This window comes from Fusobacterium ulcerans, assembly GCF_003019675.1.
Classification (GTDB): Bacteria; Fusobacteriota; Fusobacteriia; order Fusobacteriales; family Fusobacteriaceae; genus Fusobacterium_A; species Fusobacterium_A ulcerans.
Window position 1 is genome coordinate 1,088,547 of the sequence record NZ_CP028105.1, and the last position, 21,067, is coordinate 1,109,613.

At 33.5% G+C, this 21,067-nt stretch carries 12 protein-coding genes and 11 tRNA genes; 5 read left to right on the plus strand and 18 right to left on the minus strand.

Annotation, left to right across the window (positions count from 1 at the left end):
- Position 1: 1 nt before the first annotated feature.
- From C4N20_RS04920 to C4N20_RS04930, 3 genes are all read left to right on the plus strand, one after another.
- Complete coding sequence (locus C4N20_RS04920) at positions 2 to 10,165, plus strand: autotransporter-associated N-terminal domain-containing protein (protein ID WP_106878559.1); 10,164 nt, start codon at positions 2 to 4, stop codon at positions 10,163 to 10,165.
- Between the two features lie 69 nt (positions 10,166 to 10,234).
- Positions 10,235 to 10,456 (plus strand): hypothetical protein, encoded by a 222-nt coding sequence (locus tag C4N20_RS04925; RefSeq protein ID WP_005978661.1) that lies wholly within the window; start codon positions 10,235 to 10,237, stop codon positions 10,454 to 10,456.
- 20 nt (positions 10,457 to 10,476) lie between these two features.
- Positions 10,477 to 10,908 carry a hypothetical protein gene (locus C4N20_RS04930; protein ID WP_005979562.1) on the plus strand — a complete coding sequence of 144 codons (432 nt, stop codon included), beginning with the start codon at positions 10,477 to 10,479 and terminating at the stop codon, positions 10,906 to 10,908.
- Positions 10,909 to 10,981: 73 nt separating this feature from the next.
- On the opposite strand, the gene C4N20_RS04935 is transcribed toward C4N20_RS04930, so the two are convergent.
- From C4N20_RS04935 to C4N20_RS04995, 13 genes are all read right to left on the minus strand, one after another.
- Positions 10,982 to 11,254 carry a hypothetical protein gene (locus C4N20_RS04935; RefSeq protein WP_005979564.1) on the minus strand — a complete coding sequence of 91 codons (273 nt, stop codon included), beginning with the start codon at positions 11,252 to 11,254 and terminating at the stop codon, positions 10,982 to 10,984.
- Between the two features lie 211 nt (positions 11,255 to 11,465).
- Positions 11,466 to 11,542: transfer RNA gene (locus C4N20_RS04940), tRNA-Asp, on the minus strand.
- Positions 11,543 to 11,553: 11 nt separating this feature from the next.
- Positions 11,554 to 11,629: transfer RNA gene (locus C4N20_RS04945), tRNA-Val, on the minus strand.
- Between the two features lie 17 nt (positions 11,630 to 11,646).
- Positions 11,647 to 11,722, minus strand: a tRNA-Phe gene (locus tag C4N20_RS04950).
- Between the two features lie 15 nt (positions 11,723 to 11,737).
- Positions 11,738 to 11,821: transfer RNA gene (locus C4N20_RS04955), tRNA-Ser, on the minus strand.
- Between the two features lie 4 nt (positions 11,822 to 11,825).
- Positions 11,826 to 11,900: transfer RNA gene (locus tag C4N20_RS04960), tRNA-Glu, on the minus strand.
- Positions 11,901 to 11,908: 8 nt separating this feature from the next.
- Positions 11,909 to 11,985, minus strand: a tRNA-Ile gene (locus C4N20_RS04965).
- A 16-nt stretch (positions 11,986 to 12,001) separates the two neighbouring features.
- Positions 12,002 to 12,078 (minus strand) — tRNA-Arg (locus C4N20_RS04970).
- 5 nt (positions 12,079 to 12,083) lie between these two features.
- Positions 12,084 to 12,159 (minus strand) — tRNA-Lys (locus C4N20_RS04975).
- A gap of 5 nt (positions 12,160 to 12,164) precedes the next feature.
- A tRNA-Gly gene (locus C4N20_RS04980) sits at positions 12,165 to 12,240 on the minus strand.
- An 18-nt stretch (positions 12,241 to 12,258) separates the two neighbouring features.
- Positions 12,259 to 12,335 (minus strand) — tRNA-Met (locus C4N20_RS04985).
- 6 nt (positions 12,336 to 12,341) lie between these two features.
- Positions 12,342 to 12,429, minus strand: a tRNA-Leu gene (locus C4N20_RS04990).
- Positions 12,430 to 12,551: 122 nt separating this feature from the next.
- The gene (locus tag C4N20_RS04995) at positions 12,552 to 12,845 is read right to left on the minus strand and encodes a GIY-YIG nuclease family protein (RefSeq protein ID WP_005979566.1); all 294 of its coding nucleotides are present in this window, start codon (positions 12,843 to 12,845) and stop codon (positions 12,552 to 12,554) included.
- 215 nt (positions 12,846 to 13,060) lie between these two features.
- On the opposite strand from C4N20_RS04995, the gene C4N20_RS05000 reads away from it, so the two are divergent.
- Both C4N20_RS05000 and C4N20_RS05005 read left to right on the plus strand, forming a co-directional pair.
- A complete protein-coding gene (locus C4N20_RS05000) occupies positions 13,061 to 14,401 on the plus strand; it encodes a DUF1576 domain-containing protein (protein WP_005979568.1) in 1,341 nt (446 codons plus the stop codon).
- A gap of 37 nt (positions 14,402 to 14,438) precedes the next feature.
- Positions 14,439 to 14,957: an NUDIX hydrolase gene (locus tag C4N20_RS05005; protein WP_005979570.1), complete on the plus strand. Its 519-nt coding sequence runs from the start codon at positions 14,439 to 14,441 to the stop codon at positions 14,955 to 14,957.
- 63 nt (positions 14,958 to 15,020) lie between these two features.
- Here the strand turns inward: C4N20_RS05005 and C4N20_RS05010 are convergent, their stop codons facing one another.
- From C4N20_RS05010 to C4N20_RS05030, 5 genes are all read right to left on the minus strand, one after another.
- A complete protein-coding gene (locus tag C4N20_RS05010) occupies positions 15,021 to 16,727 on the minus strand; it encodes an ABC transporter ATP-binding protein (RefSeq protein ID WP_005979572.1) in 1,707 nt (568 codons plus the stop codon).
- A gap of 189 nt (positions 16,728 to 16,916) precedes the next feature.
- On the minus strand, positions 16,917 to 17,810 hold the full coding sequence (gene era / locus C4N20_RS05015) for a GTPase Era (protein ID WP_005979574.1): 894 nt from the start codon (positions 17,808 to 17,810) through the stop codon (positions 16,917 to 16,919).
- Positions 17,811 to 17,813: 3 nt separating this feature from the next.
- On the minus strand, positions 17,814 to 18,599 hold the full coding sequence (locus C4N20_RS05020; RefSeq protein WP_005979577.1) for a tyrosine-type recombinase/integrase: 786 nt from the start codon (positions 18,597 to 18,599) through the stop codon (positions 17,814 to 17,816).
- A gap of 2 nt (positions 18,600 to 18,601) precedes the next feature.
- Positions 18,602 to 20,266: a DNA repair protein RecN gene (recN, locus tag C4N20_RS05025; protein WP_005979578.1), complete on the minus strand. Its 1,665-nt coding sequence runs from the start codon at positions 20,264 to 20,266 to the stop codon at positions 18,602 to 18,604.
- Positions 20,260 to 21,063, minus strand: a complete 804-nt coding sequence (locus C4N20_RS05030) for an NAD(+)/NADH kinase (protein WP_008698738.1) — start codon at positions 21,061 to 21,063, stop codon at positions 20,260 to 20,262. Before C4N20_RS05030 ends, recN begins: the two co-directional genes overlap by 7 nt.
- Between the last annotated feature and the right edge of the window lie 4 nt (positions 21,064 to 21,067).

The following is a 21,067-nucleotide window of genomic DNA, read 5'->3' on the forward strand; positions in this document are numbered from 1 at the left end:
TATGAGAAAAGGTGACATTGAAAAATCTCTAAAGAGGTTTTTGAAAAGAAAAGTCAGTTATTCTCTTTCGCTTTTGATAGCCTTCATGATAACAGGGGGAATATCTTTAGGTGCAGGAATAACAGCAGAGGAAATACAGGAAACTAAAGGGGATCTTTTAACTAGAATTCAAACAGAACGAGAAGAAATAAAAAGAAAAATAGCAGAAAATGAAAGACTCATAGGAGAATATAATTCAGATTTTGTAGAACTTGTAAGAAAGGGAGATTTTTATTCAAAACCTTTATTCAACAGTACACAGATATTTTTTACTTATCAATATTTAGATAATGGAAAAGTGAAAGATAGAACAGATAAGGAATTTTCTGAAACTATAGATGCGATCAATAAACACTATGGAACAAGAAGTGGAAGAAGTCTTCTTAGATCAACTGGAAACATTGGAAAAGACAAGATAATGTCTGGAAATGGAGTAGGAGTTGATAATGAAGTATTTAGGGAAGAAATAGAAGTAGGAGCAAATATCAAACCTATTGAACCTGAGCTTCCAGTAATTAATCCAAGTGTATCAGTAAGTGTATCTGCACCTATTGTAAACCTTGGTGCTTTACCAGGAACAATAAGTCCAACAATGCCAACAATGCCAACAGTAACAGCACCAGTGGTTGCAGTGCCAACAGCACCAAGTGGGGTAAATGTATCAGTTACAACACCAGGCGCTGTAGATAGAATAACAGTAACAGCACCAACAGTAACAACGCCAACAACACCAAGTGATAAAAATATAAATGTAACAGCACCAGCAACACCAACAGGATTTGAGCCAACTACTGTAACGGCACCAACAGCACCAAGTATACCAGTTATTGTGCCGCCAACTATTCCATCATTTGCTTCAAATGTTGTTTCAGGAGGAAATGGAACAGCTAATCATATTGATACTAGAACTTTAAGTAATGGTGTTATAGAAATGGTTGCAATTAAAGGTGGAAATTTTAATTTAGTCAGAAATACTGCTAATACATGGACATATGAATATACTGGATATAGTGGAGCTAATGTTTGGGCTCAAGGTGGAAATGATGCTAAAAGTGATCTTCATGCAGATGTTGGAGCAGGATTAACATGGAGTAGTTTAGCTAGAACTTCTACAGCTTCTAGTGGATCTCAATTAGGGTTTCAAAAATTAGTTGGGTCAGGAACTCAATCAACAATGCTAAGTAATGCAACATTTCTTTATACTAGAGGGATGGAAAATGCAGCTTCTAATCTAGGGGAATTCGTACATTTGGATATTCATGGGGCTGCTGCACCAGCAGGTCAAAGAACAGGATTAGATACTGGAACTAATGGTTTAACTAATAAAACTGCTATTTTAGCTGCTTATGATGATGCTGGAAATAATATTAACTGGACTGGCAGAACTTCTGCTACATCTGATAGATATACTTGGATAAATAGTGGGAAACTAGTTGTAGAAGGAGGGAATACTTCTATAACTAATCACTATGACCATTATGGAGTTATTGATTCTAAGGCAATAGTTATTAATACTGGAGATATTATATTTCAGCCATATTTTAATGGAACTAATTATTATCAAAAATATACTTCTGCATTTGTAATGTCTCTATCTGGAAATACTGTACAACATATAATGTATAATGGTCCAACAGGAAGTATAAAAACATATACTCAAACAGCTTCTATTTTCTTATCTGGTTCAAGTGGTTCAGGAAGACCATTGAGTATAGTAAACAGAGGAACATTAGAAATGTATGGAGAAAATTCAGCTGGAATTTTCCTAAAAACAGGTTCTAATAATGATTTATATTTTGCTACTGATAATTTTGCTTTTAATAGTGCGACTAATACAGTAACAGCAGGTAGTTATAAACCATTGAAGTTATTTGGAGATAAAAGCATAGGTCTATATGGGGCTGCTACAGACGGTTCTACAATTGGAAATTTTGCTGTTGACATTGGAGAAACTGGTAAAGGAAATCAAAACTTTACAACTTCAACAGCTTCTGGGACTACTAATGGAACAAATTTAGTAGATTATAATATCAATCCAAGTGGTGGAACGAATAAAAATATAGAAGGATCTTTTGGAATAATTGCCAATGCACCTATGAATCTTACAAGCCATCAGATAAGAATATATGATAAAACTGAAAATAATGTTGGAGTATATCCTAATGCTGATGTTGCACTTAATCTTGGAGGAGGAGAAATTTCTCTAAATGGTGGAGATACAAATATTGGTATTTTAATTAATGGAAAAGGAAGTGTAACTTCTACAGGTAATATTTCAGTAACTGGTGGAGTAAAAAATATGGCAGTTTATGTCAAAGGAGCTAACTCTGGTCCAGCAGAAGCTGTAACAGTAAATAAAGTAACAGCTACAAATACTGAAGATTCAGTAGTTGTTTATGGAGAAAGTGGAGCAAAAATTACAGTAAATGAATTAAATGTAGTTTCAAAAGTAGGAGCAAATCCGACAACTGTAAATGGAAAAGATACAGGAGCTGCTTTTGCTTCAGGTGCTAATACTGTTATTACAATTAATAGAGCAGCAACTCCAGGAAGTGCTAATATATCTATAACAGGATCAAAATTAGATGATGCAGACAGATATGTTGGATTTGGTGTTATGGCAACAAATGGTGGAGTCGTTAATGCTAAAAACAATTATATAAAAGTAACTAATGGTTCAACAGCAGCAGCATCTATAGGAACAAATTCTAATATAGATTTATCAGGAGGAACAGTAGAATTTGATGGTTCAGGATATGCTGTTTATTCAGATGGAGTAGGAAAAATAAATTTAAGTAATTCTAAAATGATTCTTAAAGGAAAAGCAACAGCATTTGATGTAGATATGCTGGCAGGAACACCACCTGTAACATTAGATGCAAATTCAAGAATACATGTAGAATCTAATGATGTTGTTGTATTTAATCTGAAAAATGCAGCAGGGTTGAGTACAAGTGGATTAGAATCTAGCATAACTACAGCTCTTGGAACAGCTCTTGGAGGAGCAAATCTTTCAGATCTAATAGTTGCAGGGTTAGGTATTGACAAATATAAAATAGCTGCAGTTGATGGTGGAACAATTAGTATTGGAGACTTAGATAAAACAGGAATAGGAGCAGGAGGAGAGACTCAGGCTCAAAAAGATGGAAACTTCTACTATAATAGATTTTTAGGCCAAAGACTTGTAGCAACTGCAACAGGAAGTACTATTTCTGCTGTTCTTGATAATACTCAAGCTTCAAAATTCAATAATCAAGTAGTTGGATTGGAAATGAACTCAAGTAAACTGGCTGTGACTAATGCAGAAGCAGGAATAAATCTAGTTAATTCAACTATTATTGCTGACAGAGATGGCAGTGGATCAGGAGCAATAGGAGCTTTCATAAACTATGGAGTTGTAACAGTAGATGGAACAAGTTCAATAAAAGTTGAAAAAGAAAGCAATGCTGCAAATGCACAGGCAGTAGGTATTTATGGAGTAAATGGAAGTAATATTTCTAATGCTGGAAATATTGAAGTAGGAGGAGAACAATCTATAGGTATTTTAGGAATGGCATATAGAGAAGATTCTTCAAGCACTCCAATAGTTAATGAATTTGGTTCTTTGGCAGTAGGTCAAGGAAAAGCTAATATTACTAACAGTAATAAAATAACTCTTGATGGAACAGGAACTATAGGTATCTATGCATATAACAACAATACTATTGGAACAAAAGCAGATGTTGTTGTAACAAATACGCTGACTGGAGAAATAAAAGTAGGACATTCAAGTGGTTCTAATGCAGCTATTGGTATTTATGGAGAAAAAGCTACAATTTCCAACCTTGGAAAAGTATCAGTAGGAGATGGAGGAGTAGCTATCTATGCTAAAAATGGGACTGAAGTAATAAATCTTGGTACTTTAGATCTTGGAGCAGATGGAGTAGGAGTAATGCTTGATGGAACATCAGATATTACAGCAACTAGTGTAATAGTAACTTCAAACAATACTGGAACTCTTGGAAAGACTGCTATATTCTATAAAGGAACAGGGTCTGAAACTAAAAATATCAATATAGCTGTAAATGCATCAGCACTTGCTAAAGGAACAGCAATATATGCTGAAGATATGAATATTGTATCATCAGGGACATTAGATATTGGAACTTCTGGAATTGGGATATATATTAAAGGAAGTATGACTAATACTGGAACTAATCAAGGTACAATTAATCTTACATCATCAGAAACAGGTGCTGTAGGTATGTATACAAAGACTTCAAATATATTAAATAATACAACTGGAATTATTAATGTAAATGATGTAACTCAAGTTGGAATGTATGCAGAAGGAACTAATGCTAAAGCAATAAACAAAGGAACAATTAACCTGAATGTAGATGGGACTACAGGGATATATGTAAAATCAGGTGCTACAACTGAGTTAGATACTGGAAATACTATAATATTTAATGGAAAATCAAGTGTAGGGGTTTTTGCTGAGAATGCAACAGTAAATATTAAAGACAACCTCACTTTATCGAACAATAATGAAAATAAAAATATATTTGTATATGGTAAAGCGGCAACTGTTGGGATAGACTCTGGAAAAACTGTAACAGTAGATGGACTTGGAACTCCAGCAACACCTGGAAATAAAACAGTTGGAATCTATCTTGAAAATGCTGGTACTGGAAGTACATTTAATGGAGCGTTAGGACAAATTATTGTTCAAAAAGAAGCAGTAGGTATCTATTCAAAAGGAAACAATACTTTAAATGTAAATGTAACAGCTACAGGAGAGAAAACTACAGGAGTATTCATTGATGGTGGATCAACTATAACAGGAACTGTAACTGCCAGAGGAGCATCAGGAGTAGGTGCAGTAGGAGTATATGGAAGTGGCGGTGCTGTAACAATAGGTGCAGGAGGACTAACTCTTAATACAGATACAGATAAAGGAACAGGAATGTACCTTACAGATGGGGCTTCAACAACTGGAGGAACAATAACTGTAAATAATACAGTTGCTGGAACTAAAAACATAGGAGTATATTACAGCAAAGGAACTGCTTCTGGAACTGTTACAAATGGTGCTGATATTTCTCTTGTTGGAAGTGACAGTATAGGAATATATGCAGCAGATGGAATAACTTTAGTAAATAGTACTAATATATCATCAATAGCTGGTCAAAGTCACAGTATAGCTTCATATGTAGGAGGAGGTTCACAGCTGACTTCAAGTGGAGCTATAACTCTAAATGACACAACTGGTGGAATTGGAATCTATGCTGAAGAAGGGAAAGGAATTAACTCTGGAACTATCACACTTAATAGCGCATCAGGTTCAATGGTAGGAATGGTATCAGAAGCTAAATCTGGAAAAACAGCTTCTGTGGAAAATACAAATACAATTGCTGCTGGAAATAATCTTGGAATGTATATAGCAGGTGCTGGCAACAGTTCTGGAAAGAATACAGGGAATATAATTGCTACTGGAACAGGAACAGGAGTATATGTAGATGGTTCAGGAAATAGTTTCAATGGAACTGGAGGAACTATCACATCAAATGCAGTAGGAATCTATCTGAAAGATACAGATACTAATAAAATAACTGCAGGAACATTAAATATTGCTTCAGGAGGAGTAGGAGTATTTGGAGAAAATGCTAAGATAGACTTTGCAGTAAATGTTACAGGAACTGGAGCAGTTGGAGTTGCAGCTAAAGGTACTTCAGTAATATCAGGAAATATAACAACAGGACAGGATTCTGTTGGGGTATACCTTCTTGATGATACAGTAACATTTAATGGAGCAAATATAACAACTGGAACAAATAATTCAGGAACATCAGTAGGAGTACTGTTTGATACAGGAATAACTGGTGCATATACTATGAATAATGTAAGTGTAAATGCAAAAAATGGTGTAGGTATCTATCTAAATGGAACAGGAATGACTCTTAATCACAATGGAACTGTGACTACTGAAAATGGAATTGGAATATATGTTCCTACTGGAACTACTTTAGCTACAGGAACATCAGTTATGAATGTAAATGGAGGAACTGGAGTATACATTCATGGAGGAACAGCTAATCTAGGAACATCAGGAAACCTTACATTTAATTTCCTTGCAGGAGGAGGAATAGGAGTATTTAATAATGGAGGAACTCTTAATCTTGGAAATAATATAACTGTAACTGGTTCAGGATCTCTTGCAGCAACTTCAAATGGAAGTCTTAATTCAACAGGAAATCTGAATATAGGCGAAGGTGCTACGGGAATGCTTGGAACATATGATGCAGCAGTAACAGGAGTACAAAGTATAACAAATAATGGAGGAACTATTACAGCTACATCAGGAGGAATAAGCCTTGCAGCAGTAAAAGGATCAACTAATCCAGGATTTGCTATTACAATAAGAAATACTGGTACTATCAACGCAAGTGGAGTATCAAGTACAAATAATCCTTCTATTGGTATCTTTACAGATGTAGCTAATGTAATAAATACAGGAACTATTAATGTAGGAAATAATGGAATAGGGATTTATTCTAACCACAATGGAGTTCTTACATCAGTACAGAATGATAACATGACTATGACAGGAACAGATGGAATAGGAGTATATCTTAAAGGTACAACAAATGGACTTACATCAAATAATATAAATTCAACAGGATCAAGAAATACAGGGATAGTTCTTGAAGGAGTTACAACAAATATCAATGGTGGAACTATTAATCTAGGAAATGAAAGTGTAGGAATATTAGCAACATCAGGAACAACTTCTACAATAAATGGAACTATCACAGTTGGAGAGTCAAGTGCAACTAAGAGTGCAATAGGAGTAGTAGCAAATGCTGGTTCTAATGTAACTTTAACTGGAACAACAACAATTACAACTGGAAAAGGTGGGATAGGAGTATATGCCCAAGGAGCTGGAACAACAATAACAGTTCCAAATACAGCTAATATTACAGTTGGTGCAGAAGGAATATATATGTATTCTAAAGATGCTACACTGAATTTTACTGGAAATATTACTGCTAACAATCAAATAGGAATAGTAGCCGATGGTGGAACTATCAATGCTATGGGAGCATCAACAATAACAGTTCAAAATGGTGGAATAGGAGCATATGTTAAAGGAGCTGCACCAGCATTTGGAACAACAACAATAGCAGTACAGGCAGGAACATCAGCTGGATACTCTATGGGAGTTTACTATGACGGAGTAGCAGCACTTGGAACAGCGCCAGCGATTACACAAACAGGAAACTATACAATAGGAATGGTGTTAAATAACTCAACAGGAACAACAGCTGGAGGAATTTCTATTGGAGGATCAGGAATAACTAATCAAGTGGGAGTAATGGCAAAAGGAAACTCTGATCTTACAGTAGCAGGAGCTGTAACTGTAAGTGATGGAAATGATAATATTGGTATATATGGAGAAAATAGTGTAATTAAAGTTAATGGGAATATATCAGTTGGTTCAGCTACTTCATTGGCAACATCGTCAATAGGAGTATTTATTGATAAAGGAACATATACAGGAACTACAGGAAATATTTCAGTTGGAAAAAATAGTATTGGAATTTTTGGAAAAGATTTGAATGGAGGATCAATTTCTCAAACTGGTACTACTATGACTGTAGGAGATAGTGGAGTTGGTATATATGGAACTGGAATAGGTAGTGGAACAAAAAATATTAACTTAACAATGACTACAGGAATAACACTTGGAAATAATAATTCTATAGGAGTATATGCTAAAAATATAAATTCATCTGTAACAGGTGATATGTATGTTGGAACAAATACAAGTATAGGAATAGTAAGTGAAGGAACTGGAAATGTAACATATTCAGGAGATTTAACAATAGCAGATAAAGGAACTGGGGAAAAGGATACTGGATCAGTAGGTATCTATAAGAAAGAGGGAGCAGGAACTGTAAATATATTAGCAGGAAACTGGACTGTAGGAAATAATGGATATGGAATTTTCTTGAAACAGGCAGGAGAAAAAGCAACAATTAACAATGCTGCTGATATGACTTTAGGAACAGCAGCTGTAGGAATATTCTCAAGTGGAGAGAACACAATAAATAATACAGGGGATATAACTGTAGGAAAAACTTTCGTTCCAAATGGTGATCATAATAAGGTCCAAGACCATCTTAACTCAGTAGGTATGTATATTACAGGAGGAACTATAGCAACAAATTCTGGAACTATTACTGTAAATCATGATCACTCAGCAGGAGTTTATGCAAGTGGAATAGGGACAAGCTTTACAAATACAGGAACTATGAATATAGATAGTGGTGGTGTTGGTATTATTGTAAGAGATGGAGCAGAAGCCATAAATGCTTTTGGAGCTAACATTAATTTAGGAGGAACACCTCCTCCAGCAGGATGTAATGCTGTAACAGTAGGAATGTCAGCAGGAATGGGATCTAAAATTATAAATAATGGAACTATTACAGTAGATGAAGGTGCTGGAATGCTTGTAGTAACTGGTGCAACATTTGAAAATAATGGAACTATTGTGGTAAATAATGGAGTAGGAATAGAAGGTATTGGAAGTACAGCAAATGCTGGACATATAGTAGTAAATGGTGGATCAGCTGTTGGATCAGGTGGTTTATCTACTGCTAATGTAGGATCTGTTATAATCACACCAGATGGAACTGTAACAATCAATGGAAACTATACTTCTATTGGAGGAACTCTTTCTACAGCAGGAAATATAATAGTAAATGGAGCATATGTAGATGCTACAACAGGAACACCTCTATTTAATGCAAATAGTGTAAGTGGAGAAGTTAAAATTATGTCTAACTTTGCTACAACAGGAAATGGTCGTACATATGAAATGGAAGGCTTTGTAAATACAGCAATGGGAACAATTACAGGAACTAAACTTACTCCTGTAACATCACCTCTGTTTATAGCAAAAGTAACAGACAAAGGAAGCCTTGTTATTGCTAAGAGAGACTATAATGACTTAGTAATAGGAGAACAATTTGCTGCTCTATATAAAGGACTGGATAATATACTTGAAGATAGTAATGGTGAAGGAAGAGATGCAGAGATATTAAAAGGATTGAATAAATACTTAAATGATTTTTCTGGAGAGGAATTTGAAAGAGAAACTTCTAGAACTCTTGCTGAAACAAGAGGAGATATCTATGCAACTATTCAAGGAAGAATGCAGGATATCAACAGAGCTTTTGATAACTCTTTCTATGAACTTGAATCTTCATACAATATGACTAAAGACAGCAGTAAATACAGTGTTATCTATACTGATGGGAATTACAAAGATTCTACATTGGGAATAGATGACTATGATTACAAAGTGATGGGACTTCTATATATGAAGGAAAAAGAAGGAACAGAATATGGAAGTAAATATGGATATACAGTAGGATTTGCAGGATCAAAATTTGACTTTGATGACGGTGGATCAAAAGAAGATGTCTATTCACTAAGAGTAGGAGCACATAGAGTTAAAAATCTAAGTGAGGAACATAAAGTATCATGGCTGTCAAGAATAGAACTTGGATACAATAGACATATTGCTAAGAGAAAGCTTGAACTGGATAAAACTTATGAAAATAAGGGAGAGTACAATACTTACTCTGTAGCATTTGATAACAGACTTACAAAAGTTATCTATACAGATCTTTCTAGACAGTTGGATGTATATGCTGATTTAGATTTAGAGTATGGAAAAATAGATGACTTTAAAGAAAGTGCTGGAAGCAAAGGCGGACTTGAAGTACAGATTAAAGACAATGATTATCTGAGCGCACAGGCAGGAGCTGGAGTGAAGGCATCTCAAAGAATCTATGCAGGAAATGATATCTCGGTAAAAGTAACAGCAGATGTAAAATATGCATATGAATTTGGAGACAACTATGATGGAAACAAAGCAAAACTTAAAAATGGAGAGGAAGGATATTACAGCCTAATTACTCCAGAAGAAAGAGAAGGAAAACTAACAGGAAAAATTGGACTTACAGTAGAAAAAGCGAACCACATGGGAGTAACATTCGAAGTGGAAGCAGCAGATGAAGGACACAAAAAAGATTCATCAATTAAATATGGTGTAAGATTCAATTACAAATTCTAATTAAAGCAATAATTAAAACATTAGACTGCTCTTATTTAAGAGCAGTCTTAACCATACTAAAGGAGGGTTATGTTAGAAAGAAGAAAAAGAGGCCGCCCTTTAGGCAGTGGAGTGAAAAATTACTGTGCTCTTGGGTGCCGTTTTACTGAAAGAGAATATTCATTGATTCAGGAAAATTTAAAAAAACTGAAAGAAGAATATGGATCAAATAATAAGATAATTTTAAATCTTTTCAAAAGATATGGAAAAACTTTAGAAGAGAAGAACGATAAAAATAAGATAAAACTATAACAACTTGGAGGAAAATACTAATGATAAAATTGACAAAAAAAGAATTGGAAGTTCTAGGAGAAAATAAAGATGCAATAGCTCAGCTTTTAGTAAGAAAAGCTATTCTTGAAGAAATGGAAAAGAAAGAATATACAGAAGAGGAAAAAAGATATCTTGAAGAAATGAAGCTTAATATGGAAATTGAATTTTATCTTAATTCAATAGCGCAAAAAACAGTTCAAATTTATGATTATGAACTTTTAGAAGTGTATAAAAACAATACTGAAGCATTAAAGGATAAAAATACTGTAGAAGTATATCCACAATTGCAACAGGCTTTGTTTAATCAAAAACTTGGAGAAGAAAAAGTAAAAGTTATAAATGAACTAGTGGAAAAATATAAAATAAATGAAGTACTAAAAGAATATGTAAAGATAGAAGAACCTGTTGAAAAAACAGAAATTGAAGAATAAAAAAATATAACAATAGGGAGCTGAATTTAGCTCCCTATTTAACATTTATATATTCGATTCTTACTTATTTTAATTAATTAGCTGGTACAGTTGGTATTTCTACTCCTGATACTTCTGCAATAGCTTTTGCCCATTCCTGAGCTTCTTTTATAGCATCTTGATCCCCTTTAGTTGCTTTTTCAGAAAGTTTTTTCATAATCTCTTCATATTCTTTTATAGCTTTTGTATCGCTACTCATAACTTTTTTTGATAGAGCAACTTTATCACTGTATGAATAACTGTCTTTTGCACCTCCACAAGCTGCAAGCAGTCCTATCATTAAAGCTCCTATTACGATTTTTTTCATTTTAAAATCCTCCTTAGATATGTTTTGGTTTTTTATGTTAATTAATTTTAACACAAACCTCATTTTACATACAACCAAGCAGGCTTTTCATTCCAGCAACCAACAATTGCTTTTACATTTTTTTTATATTTTTTACTATTTTTTTACTTTTTTTTATGTTTTTCAAAAATAAAAAAAAGACATATTTATATGTCTTTAACTTTTTAATTTATGGCGGGAGTGACGAGGGTCGAACTCGCGACCTCCTGCGTGACAGGCAGGCGCTCTAACCAACTGAGCTACACCCCCAAAGGTGTATATGGTGGTCACAATAGGACTTGAACCTATGACCCCCTGCTTGTAAGGCAGGTGCTCTCCCAACTGAGCTATGCGACCATATTAGAGTTTTAAAATGGTGCCCAGAGGCGGAATCGAACCACCGACACGGGGATTTTCAGTCCCCTGCTCTACCGACTGAGCTATCTGGGCAAACATTTGAAATACTGGCGGAAGGTCAGAGATTCGAACTCTGAAGTCTTACGACGCCGGTTTTCAAGACCGGTTCCTTACCAGTTAGGATAACCTTCCATAGTGGTACCCCGTAGGGGAATCGAACCCCTGTTGCCAGAGTGAAAATCTGATGTCCTTACCACTGAACGAACGGGGCAAAAAAAATGGTGGATCCAGCTGGAGTTGAACCAGCGACCACTCGGTTATGAGCCGAGTGCTCTAACCAACTGAGCTATGGATCCACAATTAGTTAAAACATGGCGTGTCTGAAGGGATTCGAACCCCTGGCCCACGCCTTAGAAGGGCGTTGCTCTATCCAGCTGAGCTACAGACACATAAATGGTGCGTCATACAGGATTTGAACCTGTGGCAACACGATTAAAAGTCGTGTGCTCTACCAGCTGAGCTAATGACGCATCTTTGGAGCGGGAAACGAGGGTCGAACTCGCGACATTCAGCTTGGAAGGCTGACGCTCTACCAACTGAGCTATTCCCGCATATATTATTAAATTGTTTGGTGGCGGGGGCAAGATTTGAACTTACGACCTTCGGGTTATGAGCCCGACGAGCTACCAGACTGCTCTACCCCGCAACATAATGGTGCCTAGAGCCGGAATCGAACCGGCACGGTACTAAGTACCACGGGATTTTAAGTCCCGTGCGTCTACCTGTTCCGCCATCCAGGCAATCTTCAACTTGTTTTGATAACTCTCACGATTTATCTCTTTCCGTCGAGGACATTTATTATATTATCATAACTAACAAATTATGTCAATAACTTTTTTTATTTTTTTCAAAAAAATTTTTTTTACTCTACAATTATTCCTAAATCTCTTAATATCAATGTTTTAAAACCCTTGATTTCATTGAGTTCTCGCTCTTTTTGATCCTTTGTCATCTTTTTTATATAATATTCAATTTTGGATGCTTCACTTCTTCCATTACATTTAAAGATTATTTCTATTTTTAAAACTCCTTTGGATTTTGTATATTTTGCTCCTGTTCCTTGTTTATGTTCTTTATATCTTCTTTCTACATCTGTAGTTATTCCTGTGTAAAGAGAATTATCTTTGCATCTTATAATATATACATAGTAGTCCATTCCTTTTCCACCTTCTTAAAATATAGCTTATCTTTATTATATTCTAAAATCAAAAAAAATTTGAGTATTTTTTATTTAAGTATAATTTTTTTGTTCAATAATGTATTAAATCCAAAAATATATCGCTATATATAATTTAAATATAATGTATAATTGACTTTTATCTTAAAAAATAATAATATCTAATTAGATATTTTTTTATAAAGGAGGGAAGTGTGGATAATTTTAATAGAAAAAGAATGAGAAAAATAAAAATTTTATCAGGTATTCTAATAGGATTTATTGCTATATGCTTTATTGGATATGTTATTCATGAAAGAGAAAATGTTTTTACAGGAATTTTAAAGATCATTACTTCTCCATCCGTTCTTATCACGGACTTCCTAGTAATAGGAGGAATTGGAGCTTCATTTGTGAATGCCTTTCTAATATTTCTATTTAATTTCACTATCATTAAAATTTTGAAAATTGAAATAAATGGATTGATAATGGCTTCCTTTTTTACTGTTTTTGGATTTTCATTTTTTGGTAAAAATATCTTGAATATATTACCTTTCTATCTTGGAGGAATTCTTTACAGCCTTTATGAACATGTAGATTTTAAAGAAATATTTATTACTATATCTTTTGCCAGTGCTCTTGCTCCATTTGTAAGTGAAGTTGCATTCAGAGTAGACACTACTGACACATCATACCTCAATGCCATAGCCTTAGGAATATTAATAGGATTTATTGTTACTCCTCTTGCTAAAAAAATGGCTTCTTTTCATGAAGGATTCAACTTATATAATCTGGGATTTACTGGTGGTATACTTGGAGCTGTAATTACTTCCATTCTGAAGCTGTATAAATTCCAAATAACCCCGCAGAGAATAATTTCAGTAGAATATGACCTTGCCCTTAAACTAATCTGTTCTGGGGTATTTCTGAGCCTTATAATCATAGGCTACTTTATTAACGGAAGTTCATTTACAGGTTATAAAAAACTTTTAGAAGATACAGGATTAAAAGCAGACTATATTGAGCGTTACGGTTTTGGTCTTACATATATCAACATGGGAATAATGGGATTTGTAGCAATGGGATTTGTTGTTTTGCTTGGCGAAACTTTCAACGGACCTCTTTTAGCTGGTATTCTTACTATAGTAGGATTCTCTGCCTATGGTAAACATTTTGTCAACACTATACCTATTTTGCTTGGGGTATATCTTGCAAAATTTGGAAGCAGTACTGATACATTTACTGTTGCACTTTCTGGTCTTTTTGGTACATCTCTTGCTCCTATATCAGGAGTATATGGAACTTTCTGGGGAATAGTTGCTGGGTGGCTTCACCTTGCTGTAGTACAAAGTATAGGAACTGTTCATGGAGGACTTAATCTGTATAATAATGGATTCTCTGCTGGTATAGTTGCTGGATTCCTTCTTCCTGTAATGGATATGATCAAAAATCATAAAGACAAAGAAAGATTAAAATATCTAAAAAGAAAAAAACAACTTTATGAAGCAATTAATTTAGAAAGAAAAAAGTTTGAAGAATTTAATGAAGAAGAATAAAAAAAATTTACAGCCAAAACTTAAAGAAAGGGATAAAATGAAATTAGAAAAATTGGAGGATTTAAAATTTCTTAAAGTCGCTATTGAAAAACATCCAACTACTGGAATACAATTAGAATACTTAGATAAACCTAATGCTATTGCTGCTTTGGTATTAAATGCAGCTGGAGACAAAGCTCTTCTTGTTAAGCAGTACAGACCAGGATTTCAAGGCTATATGTATGAAATCCCTGCTGGAATAATGGAAGAAGGGGAAGATCCTGTGTACACTCTTGAAAGAGAGATAGAAGAGGAAACTGGATATTTAAAAAATGATTACAATATTATTTACAACCCTAAAAAACCTTTGATACTTTCTCCAGGATACACAAGTGAGTCTTTATATATTTACATCATACAGTTAAAAAATGACTCTATCGTTCCACAAAACTTGAAATTAGACATTGGAGAAGACTTAGTGGATACATGGTTCCCTTTAAGTGAAATTGAAGAGATTACAGCAGATTTTAAAACCATATTCACTCTCCATCTTTACAAAAATATTAAAAATTCATAGTAACAAAAAAGGTGCCCTTTGAGCTGGATTAAATTAATCTTTGCTTAAAAGGTCACCTTTTATTTATAAATTAGCCATATTATGAAGCCTGTGATAAAAACCTTTATTTTCTAAAAGTTCCTTATGTGTTCCTCTCTCCTCTATTCCATTATCTGTAAGAACTATTATCTCATCAGCATTTTGAATAGTTGAAAGTCTATGAGCAACTACTATTGTGGTTCTTCCTTTACATAACTCTTCAAGAGATTTCTGAATAAGTCTCTCTGTAATATTATCAAGTGCAGAAGTTGCTTCATCAAGTATTAATATCGGCGGATTTTTAAGGAATATTCTGGCAATTGCTATTCTTTGTTTTTGCCCTCCAGAAAGTTTTACCCCTCTCTCTCCAACATAAGTATTATAGCCATCTGGCATTTCCATTATCAAATCATGAATATTTGCTTTTTTAGCAGCAATCATCACTTCATCATCTGATGCCTCACTATTTCCAACTAAAATATTTTCTTTTATTGTCCCTGTAAACAGGAATACATCCTGTTGTACTATTCCTATATTTTTTCTTAGAGATTCCAGTTTTACATCATAAATACTTTTTCCATCTATTTTGATATCTCCATCATCAATGGTATAAAATCTTGGAATAAGATTACACAATGTTGTTTTTCCTCCACCAGAAGGTCCTACAAGTGCAAGCATTTTTCCTTTTGGTATTTTCAATGAAATATTTTTTAGAACTTCTTTATCCTCATGCTTAAATGAAACATTTTGGAAGTCTATTTCTCCTTCTACTTTTCCTATTTCACTTGCATTAGCTCTATCATTCTCTTCCTCTTCAGAAATAATATCCAAAAATCTTTTAAAGCCACTCATTCCATTTTGATATTGCTCTACGAAAGCTATCAATCTTTTTATTGGCTGAGTAAATATTTTTATATAAAGAAGATAAGCAAGAAAATCTCCTATGTTGATTTTCCCCATATATGCAAATATTCCTCCAAAAATAAGAACAGCGTAGTCTAGAAGGTCAGTAAGAAATCCTACCCCTGCTCCATATTCCGCCATTATCTTATATGATTTGCTTCTTGCATCTACAAATCTTTGATTGTCTTCCTCAAATCTTTCTCTTTCATTTTCATTAATAACAAAAGCTTTTGATACTCTTATTCCTGAAATACTATTTTGCAGTCTGGCATTAATATCTCCCGTTTTTTCTCTTGTCTTTACAAATGCAGCCAACATTCTTTTTCTTTGGAACAAGCTGTAGATTATAATAAGTGGCAGAAGACAGAATATTATAATTGTTAGCCCTACATTTATTCTAATCAGTACTAAGAATGATCCCATGATCATAAAGAAAGATATAAACAGATCCTCAGGTCCATGATGTGCAAGCTCAGATATATCCTGCAAATCATTTACTATTCTTGACATTATACTTCCTGTTTGAGTATTGTCAAAATATCTGATAGGAAGATTTTGAAGGTGGCTGTACACATCTCTTCTCATATCTGCCTGCATTCCTACACCTACAAGATGCCCCCAATACTGCATAAAATATGCACAGAACATCTTTATGATATATATTACCAGCAATACCCCTGCAAATACTCCAATGGCTCTAAATTCCCTGTTAGGAATTGTATGATTGGCTATTTCTCTAGTTATCATTGGGTATACCAGATCACATAATGCTGAAATGGTTGCCACAAGCAAGTCTAGAAAAAACATTTTTTTATACGGTTTATAGTAACTTACAAATTTTTTAAACATTTCTTCCCCCTTGATTATTCTTGATTAATAAGTAGTATTATATCATATAATTCATATTATTTGGATGAGAAAAATTATCTCTATAATTAAAAATAAGTTTTAGAACTTTTTCAATAGAATTATTTGTTCCACCAACTGTACAAATTCTTCTAATTTCCAAAATTCTAAAACTTATTTTATATTTTTAAATTATTTTTCATCTACATATCCTAATTCTTTTAAGAATGGTTTTTTCTTTCTCCAATCATCTTTTACTTTTACCCAAAGTGTTAGATAGATAGGCTCACCTAGAAGTGTCTCTATATCCTTTCTAGCTTCTGTTCCTATTTCTTTTAACAACTTTCCATTTTTTCCTATGATGATACCTTTCTGTGAATCTCTCTCCACATAGATATTTACATCAAATTTATCTCTTCCCTTTTCTCTTTTAGCTACATCTAATATTTCAATAGCTACTGAATGAGGTATTTCATCTCTTGTTTTAAGAAGTATTTTTTCTCTCACTATTTCAGTTATTATCTTATAAACAGACATATCTGTATACATGTCATCAGGATAGTATTTTATTCCTTCTTCCATAAATGGTTCAATAGCTTCTAATAATCTAGGGAGCCCAAAAGCATACTGCCCAGATATTTCTACTATTCCATCAAATTCTCCAAGTTTTTCTTTTACTTCCTCTCTTTTAGCAGCAAGCTGTTCATCAGAAAGTTTATCTATTTTATTTATTACTAAAATTCTTGGAGTTTTTTTTGCTTCCATTACTCTTTCCATAACAAATTGATCCCCAGTGCTTATTTCTTGTGATCCATCCAAAAGAAAAAGTATAACATCAACATCTTTCAACACTCTGATAGCACTATTTGTCATATACTCACCTAAAAGATGTTTTGCTTTATGTATTCCAGGAGTATCTATGAAGATGTACTGATTGTTATTCAAATTTAGTATCCCTTTTATGTTATCCCTTGTTGTTCCTGCTTTATCTGAAACTATTGCTACTTTTTCAGATACAAGTTTATTTATCAATGTAGATTTCCCAACATTGGGTCTTCCTACAACTGCTATAAATCCTGCTTTCATTTATTAATCATCTCCTATGCCTATTTTCATATAGACTTCTCTCATTTTTTCTATAAAAGATACATCATCATTTTCAATTTTATCTTTTATCTCTATACTTATTCTTTTTATCATACTAGGAGAGATTTCCTGTTTTATCCCTGCTTTTTTTCCATATGATATAAATCTTGCTCTGAATCCTTGTCTTGAAAGTTGTCCAAACACTCTTTTTTCTTCAGTATTACCCAACATTTCTATATAATTTTTTAAATCAGAACCTAATTTTTCACTTATTGGCTCTGAATATATTCTTTTCCCCCTTGTTGCAGTTATGTTTTTATACTCATAAGTTTCAAGGGTATCTTTTTCGATTTCCAGAATATCGTTTATTTTCAAGCCTGTTTCACACAAAAGTCTTATCACCAGACTGTCTCTTTTACCCTCAAAAGTGTCTCCACACTGTTCCAGCACTCTGTTCAACTCTTGAAGTTCCAAAATCCTTACAGGAGCTTTTTGGAGCTTTGGAAGTTCTATCTCTCCCATAGGCATGAAATCTATTATTCTTTTTTGTAAAAGATATCTGTAAAAACTTTTTAAAGAACTTACTTTTCTATATATAGATCTGTCACTATATTTTTTTTTGAGTTCTTCTATATATTTCAGTATATCTTCATTGCTAACATCCAGCCATTCTTTTTCTCCAAGAAACTCTTTGAAATCTTTTAAATCTCTTTGATACATTTCATGAGTAGTATCTGTGATTTTTCCATTTTCTTTTGATGTCTCTAAAAATTCTTTGACAAAATCCATATTTACTCCTCATTTAAAAGTTCTTCTGCATGTTTACGTACTGCTTCTGTAACATTTTCTCCTGCCAGCATTCTTGCAATCTCTTCTATTCTTCCTTTAGCATCTAACTTTTTAACTGTAGTAGAAGTATTATTGTTCACTGTTTCCTTTTTTATATAAAATTGCTGATGGGCTCTTGCTGCTATAGCTGGTGAGTGAGTTATAGATACAACTTGGGCATGATCTCCTATTTCTCTCATTTTATTAGCTATTTTTCTGACAGTTTCTCCTCCTACTCCTGTATCTATTTCATCAAAAATAAGGATAGGAATATTATCTACTCTTGAAAATATAACCTTCAGTGCAAGCATTATTCTGCTTACTTCTCCACCAGAAGCTATCTTCCACAGAGGTTTCATATCCTGTCCCACATTTGTTGATATGAGGAATTCTACATTATCAGAACCATTTATTCCCATGGCCTCCATTTTTTCCACAACAATATGAAACTTAGCATCTCCCATTTTTAAGAATTTAAGTTCATTCTCTAATTCTTTTTCTATTTCAAGAGCTTTTTTCAATCTCAGTTTTCTCAATTCTCCAGCATCTTTCCAGTAACTTTTTTCAGCATCTTCTTTAAGTTTGAGCAGTCTCTTTATCTCAAAGTTATTTTCGTCTAAAAGTTCCACTTTTTCTGCTATACTATTTCTAAATTCTATAATTTCTTCTATTGTAGCACCATACTTGCTTTTCATTTTATTGATAGCATCCAGTCTGTCTACTACTTTTTGCAGTCTTGTTTCATCTATGTCAATATCCTGATCTATAGTATCTAATATATCCACACAATCTTCAAGTTCATAATAGACCTTTTCCAACTTTTCTAAAAGCTCCTGAAATTCATCTCCATATCTGCACAAGCTCTCTATATTTTTTCTTGAATTATATATAAAGTGCAGTGCATTAAATTCACCATCTCTTAATTGAATATTTGAATCAAGTATCTTATCTTTTATCTTTCCAGCATTAAAAAGTTTTTTATACTCTTCCTCTAATTTAACATCTTCTTCAAGTTGAGGATTTACTCTATCAATTTCAGCAAGCTGGAATTCATAAAATTCTCTTTTTTCAATAGCTTCCTGTCTGTTTTTTTCAATATTATCTATCTGAGAAACTACATCTCTGCATTCATTATATTTTTTAGCAATATTTTCTCTTAAAGCTTTTCCCTCTTCTCCTAAAAATTTATCAAGAAGTCTGATGTGATTATTTTTATTAAGAAGCATTTGATGAGAATGCTGTCCTACTATATCTACAAGAGTCCCCATAACATCTTTAAGACTGTTGAGAGATACTCTGATATTATTTACAAAGGCTTTTCCCTTTCCATTTTTATCTAGATATCTTCTCACAATTACTTCATTATCTTCTGTTTCTATGCCAAAATGGGCAGAGAGTTCCTCTGCCTGTTCATCATTTATTTCAAAAACTCCTTGAGCAAGAAGATGATCTTCACCACTTCTTATCATATCTACAGAAGCTTTCTCTCCTATAAGAAGATTTATCCCACTTAGAATAATAGATTTTCCTGCTCCTGTTTCTCCTGTGAGAACTATAAGCCCATTGGCAAATTCTAAATCAAGTTCATCAATTATAGCCAGATTTTCTATTTTAAGCTCTCTTAACATAGATTATCTCCCCATTTTAATTTTTCTCTAAGGACACTATAATAGTTTCTATCCTTAGGTATTACAAGGTTTAGAGTCATATTTGAATATTCAATATCTATTATACTTTCACTGTTGACTTTTGTGTTTACTTGTCCATCTACCACTATCTGCCCTGTTCTATCTGTATCTTCCATTTGTATCTGTAGTTTTTCCTCTCCACTGATTACAATAGGTCTTGTGTTTAGGTTATGAGGTGCTAGAGGAGTTATTATCATAGCTTTCATATTAGATTTTACTATGGGTCCTCCTGCTGACATTGAGTATGCTGTTGACCCTGTAGGAGTAGATATAATTACTCCATCTCCTTTATATGTACACATATACTCATTATCAGAAGAGAATTTAACCCTTAATACTTTTGAAGTTATACCCCCTTTAGATATAACAATTTCATTTAGTGCATAATATTTCTTTTGATTTATTCTTATTTCCAGTATGTATCTTTTTTCATATTTAAAAGATCCAGCCAGAAAATTATCATACTCTTCAAATACCTTTTCTTTTTTTATTTCAGTTAGAAATCCCAGACTTCCAGCATTTATTGCAATGACATATATTTCAGATCTGAATATAAAGTGTTTGAATGATCTCAGCAGAGTTCCATCTCCTCCTATGACCACGGCAAAATCAGCCTCTGTACTTCTATCTCCAGCGACTACTTCTATATTCCTTTTATTAAAGTATTCAATACTTTCTTTGTATATTTCTTTTGCTATTTTTTTTTCAAAATTATAAATGATGCACACCTTTTTCATCTAC

What these genes read in the sequence shown, in the direction of transcription:
- C4N20_RS04920 (WP_106878559.1), top strand. Translation starts at nt 2, where the DNA reads ATGAGAAAAGGTGACATTGAAAAATCTCTAAAGAGGTTTTTGAAAAGA.
- C4N20_RS04925 (WP_005978661.1), top strand. Translation starts at nt 10,235, where the DNA reads ATGTTAGAAAGAAGAAAAAGAGGCCGCCCTTTAGGCAGTGGAGTGAAA.
- C4N20_RS04930 (WP_005979562.1), top strand. Translation starts at nt 10,477, where the DNA reads ATGATAAAATTGACAAAAAAAGAATTGGAAGTTCTAGGAGAAAATAAA.
- C4N20_RS04935 (WP_005979564.1), bottom strand. Translation starts at nt 11,254, where the DNA reads ATGAAAAAAATCGTAATAGGAGCTTTAATGATAGGACTGCTTGCAGCT.
- C4N20_RS04995 (WP_005979566.1), bottom strand. Translation starts at nt 12,845, where the DNA reads ATGGACTACTATGTATATATTATAAGATGCAAAGATAATTCTCTTTAC.
- C4N20_RS05005 (WP_005979570.1), top strand. Translation starts at nt 14,439, where the DNA reads ATGAAATTAGAAAAATTGGAGGATTTAAAATTTCTTAAAGTCGCTATT.
- C4N20_RS05010 (WP_005979572.1), bottom strand. Translation starts at nt 16,727, where the DNA reads ATGTTTAAAAAATTTGTAAGTTACTATAAACCGTATAAAAAAATGTTT.
- era (WP_005979574.1), bottom strand. Translation starts at nt 17,810, where the DNA reads ATGAAAGCAGGATTTATAGCAGTTGTAGGAAGACCCAATGTTGGGAAA.
- C4N20_RS05020 (WP_005979577.1), bottom strand. Translation starts at nt 18,599, where the DNA reads ATGGATTTTGTCAAAGAATTTTTAGAGACATCAAAAGAAAATGGAAAA.
- recN (WP_005979578.1), bottom strand. Translation starts at nt 20,266, where the DNA reads ATGTTAAGAGAGCTTAAAATAGAAAATCTGGCTATAATTGATGAACTT.
- C4N20_RS05030 (WP_008698738.1), bottom strand. Translation starts at nt 21,063, where the DNA reads ATGAAAAAGGTGTGCATCATTTATAATTTTGAAAAAAAAATAGCAAAA.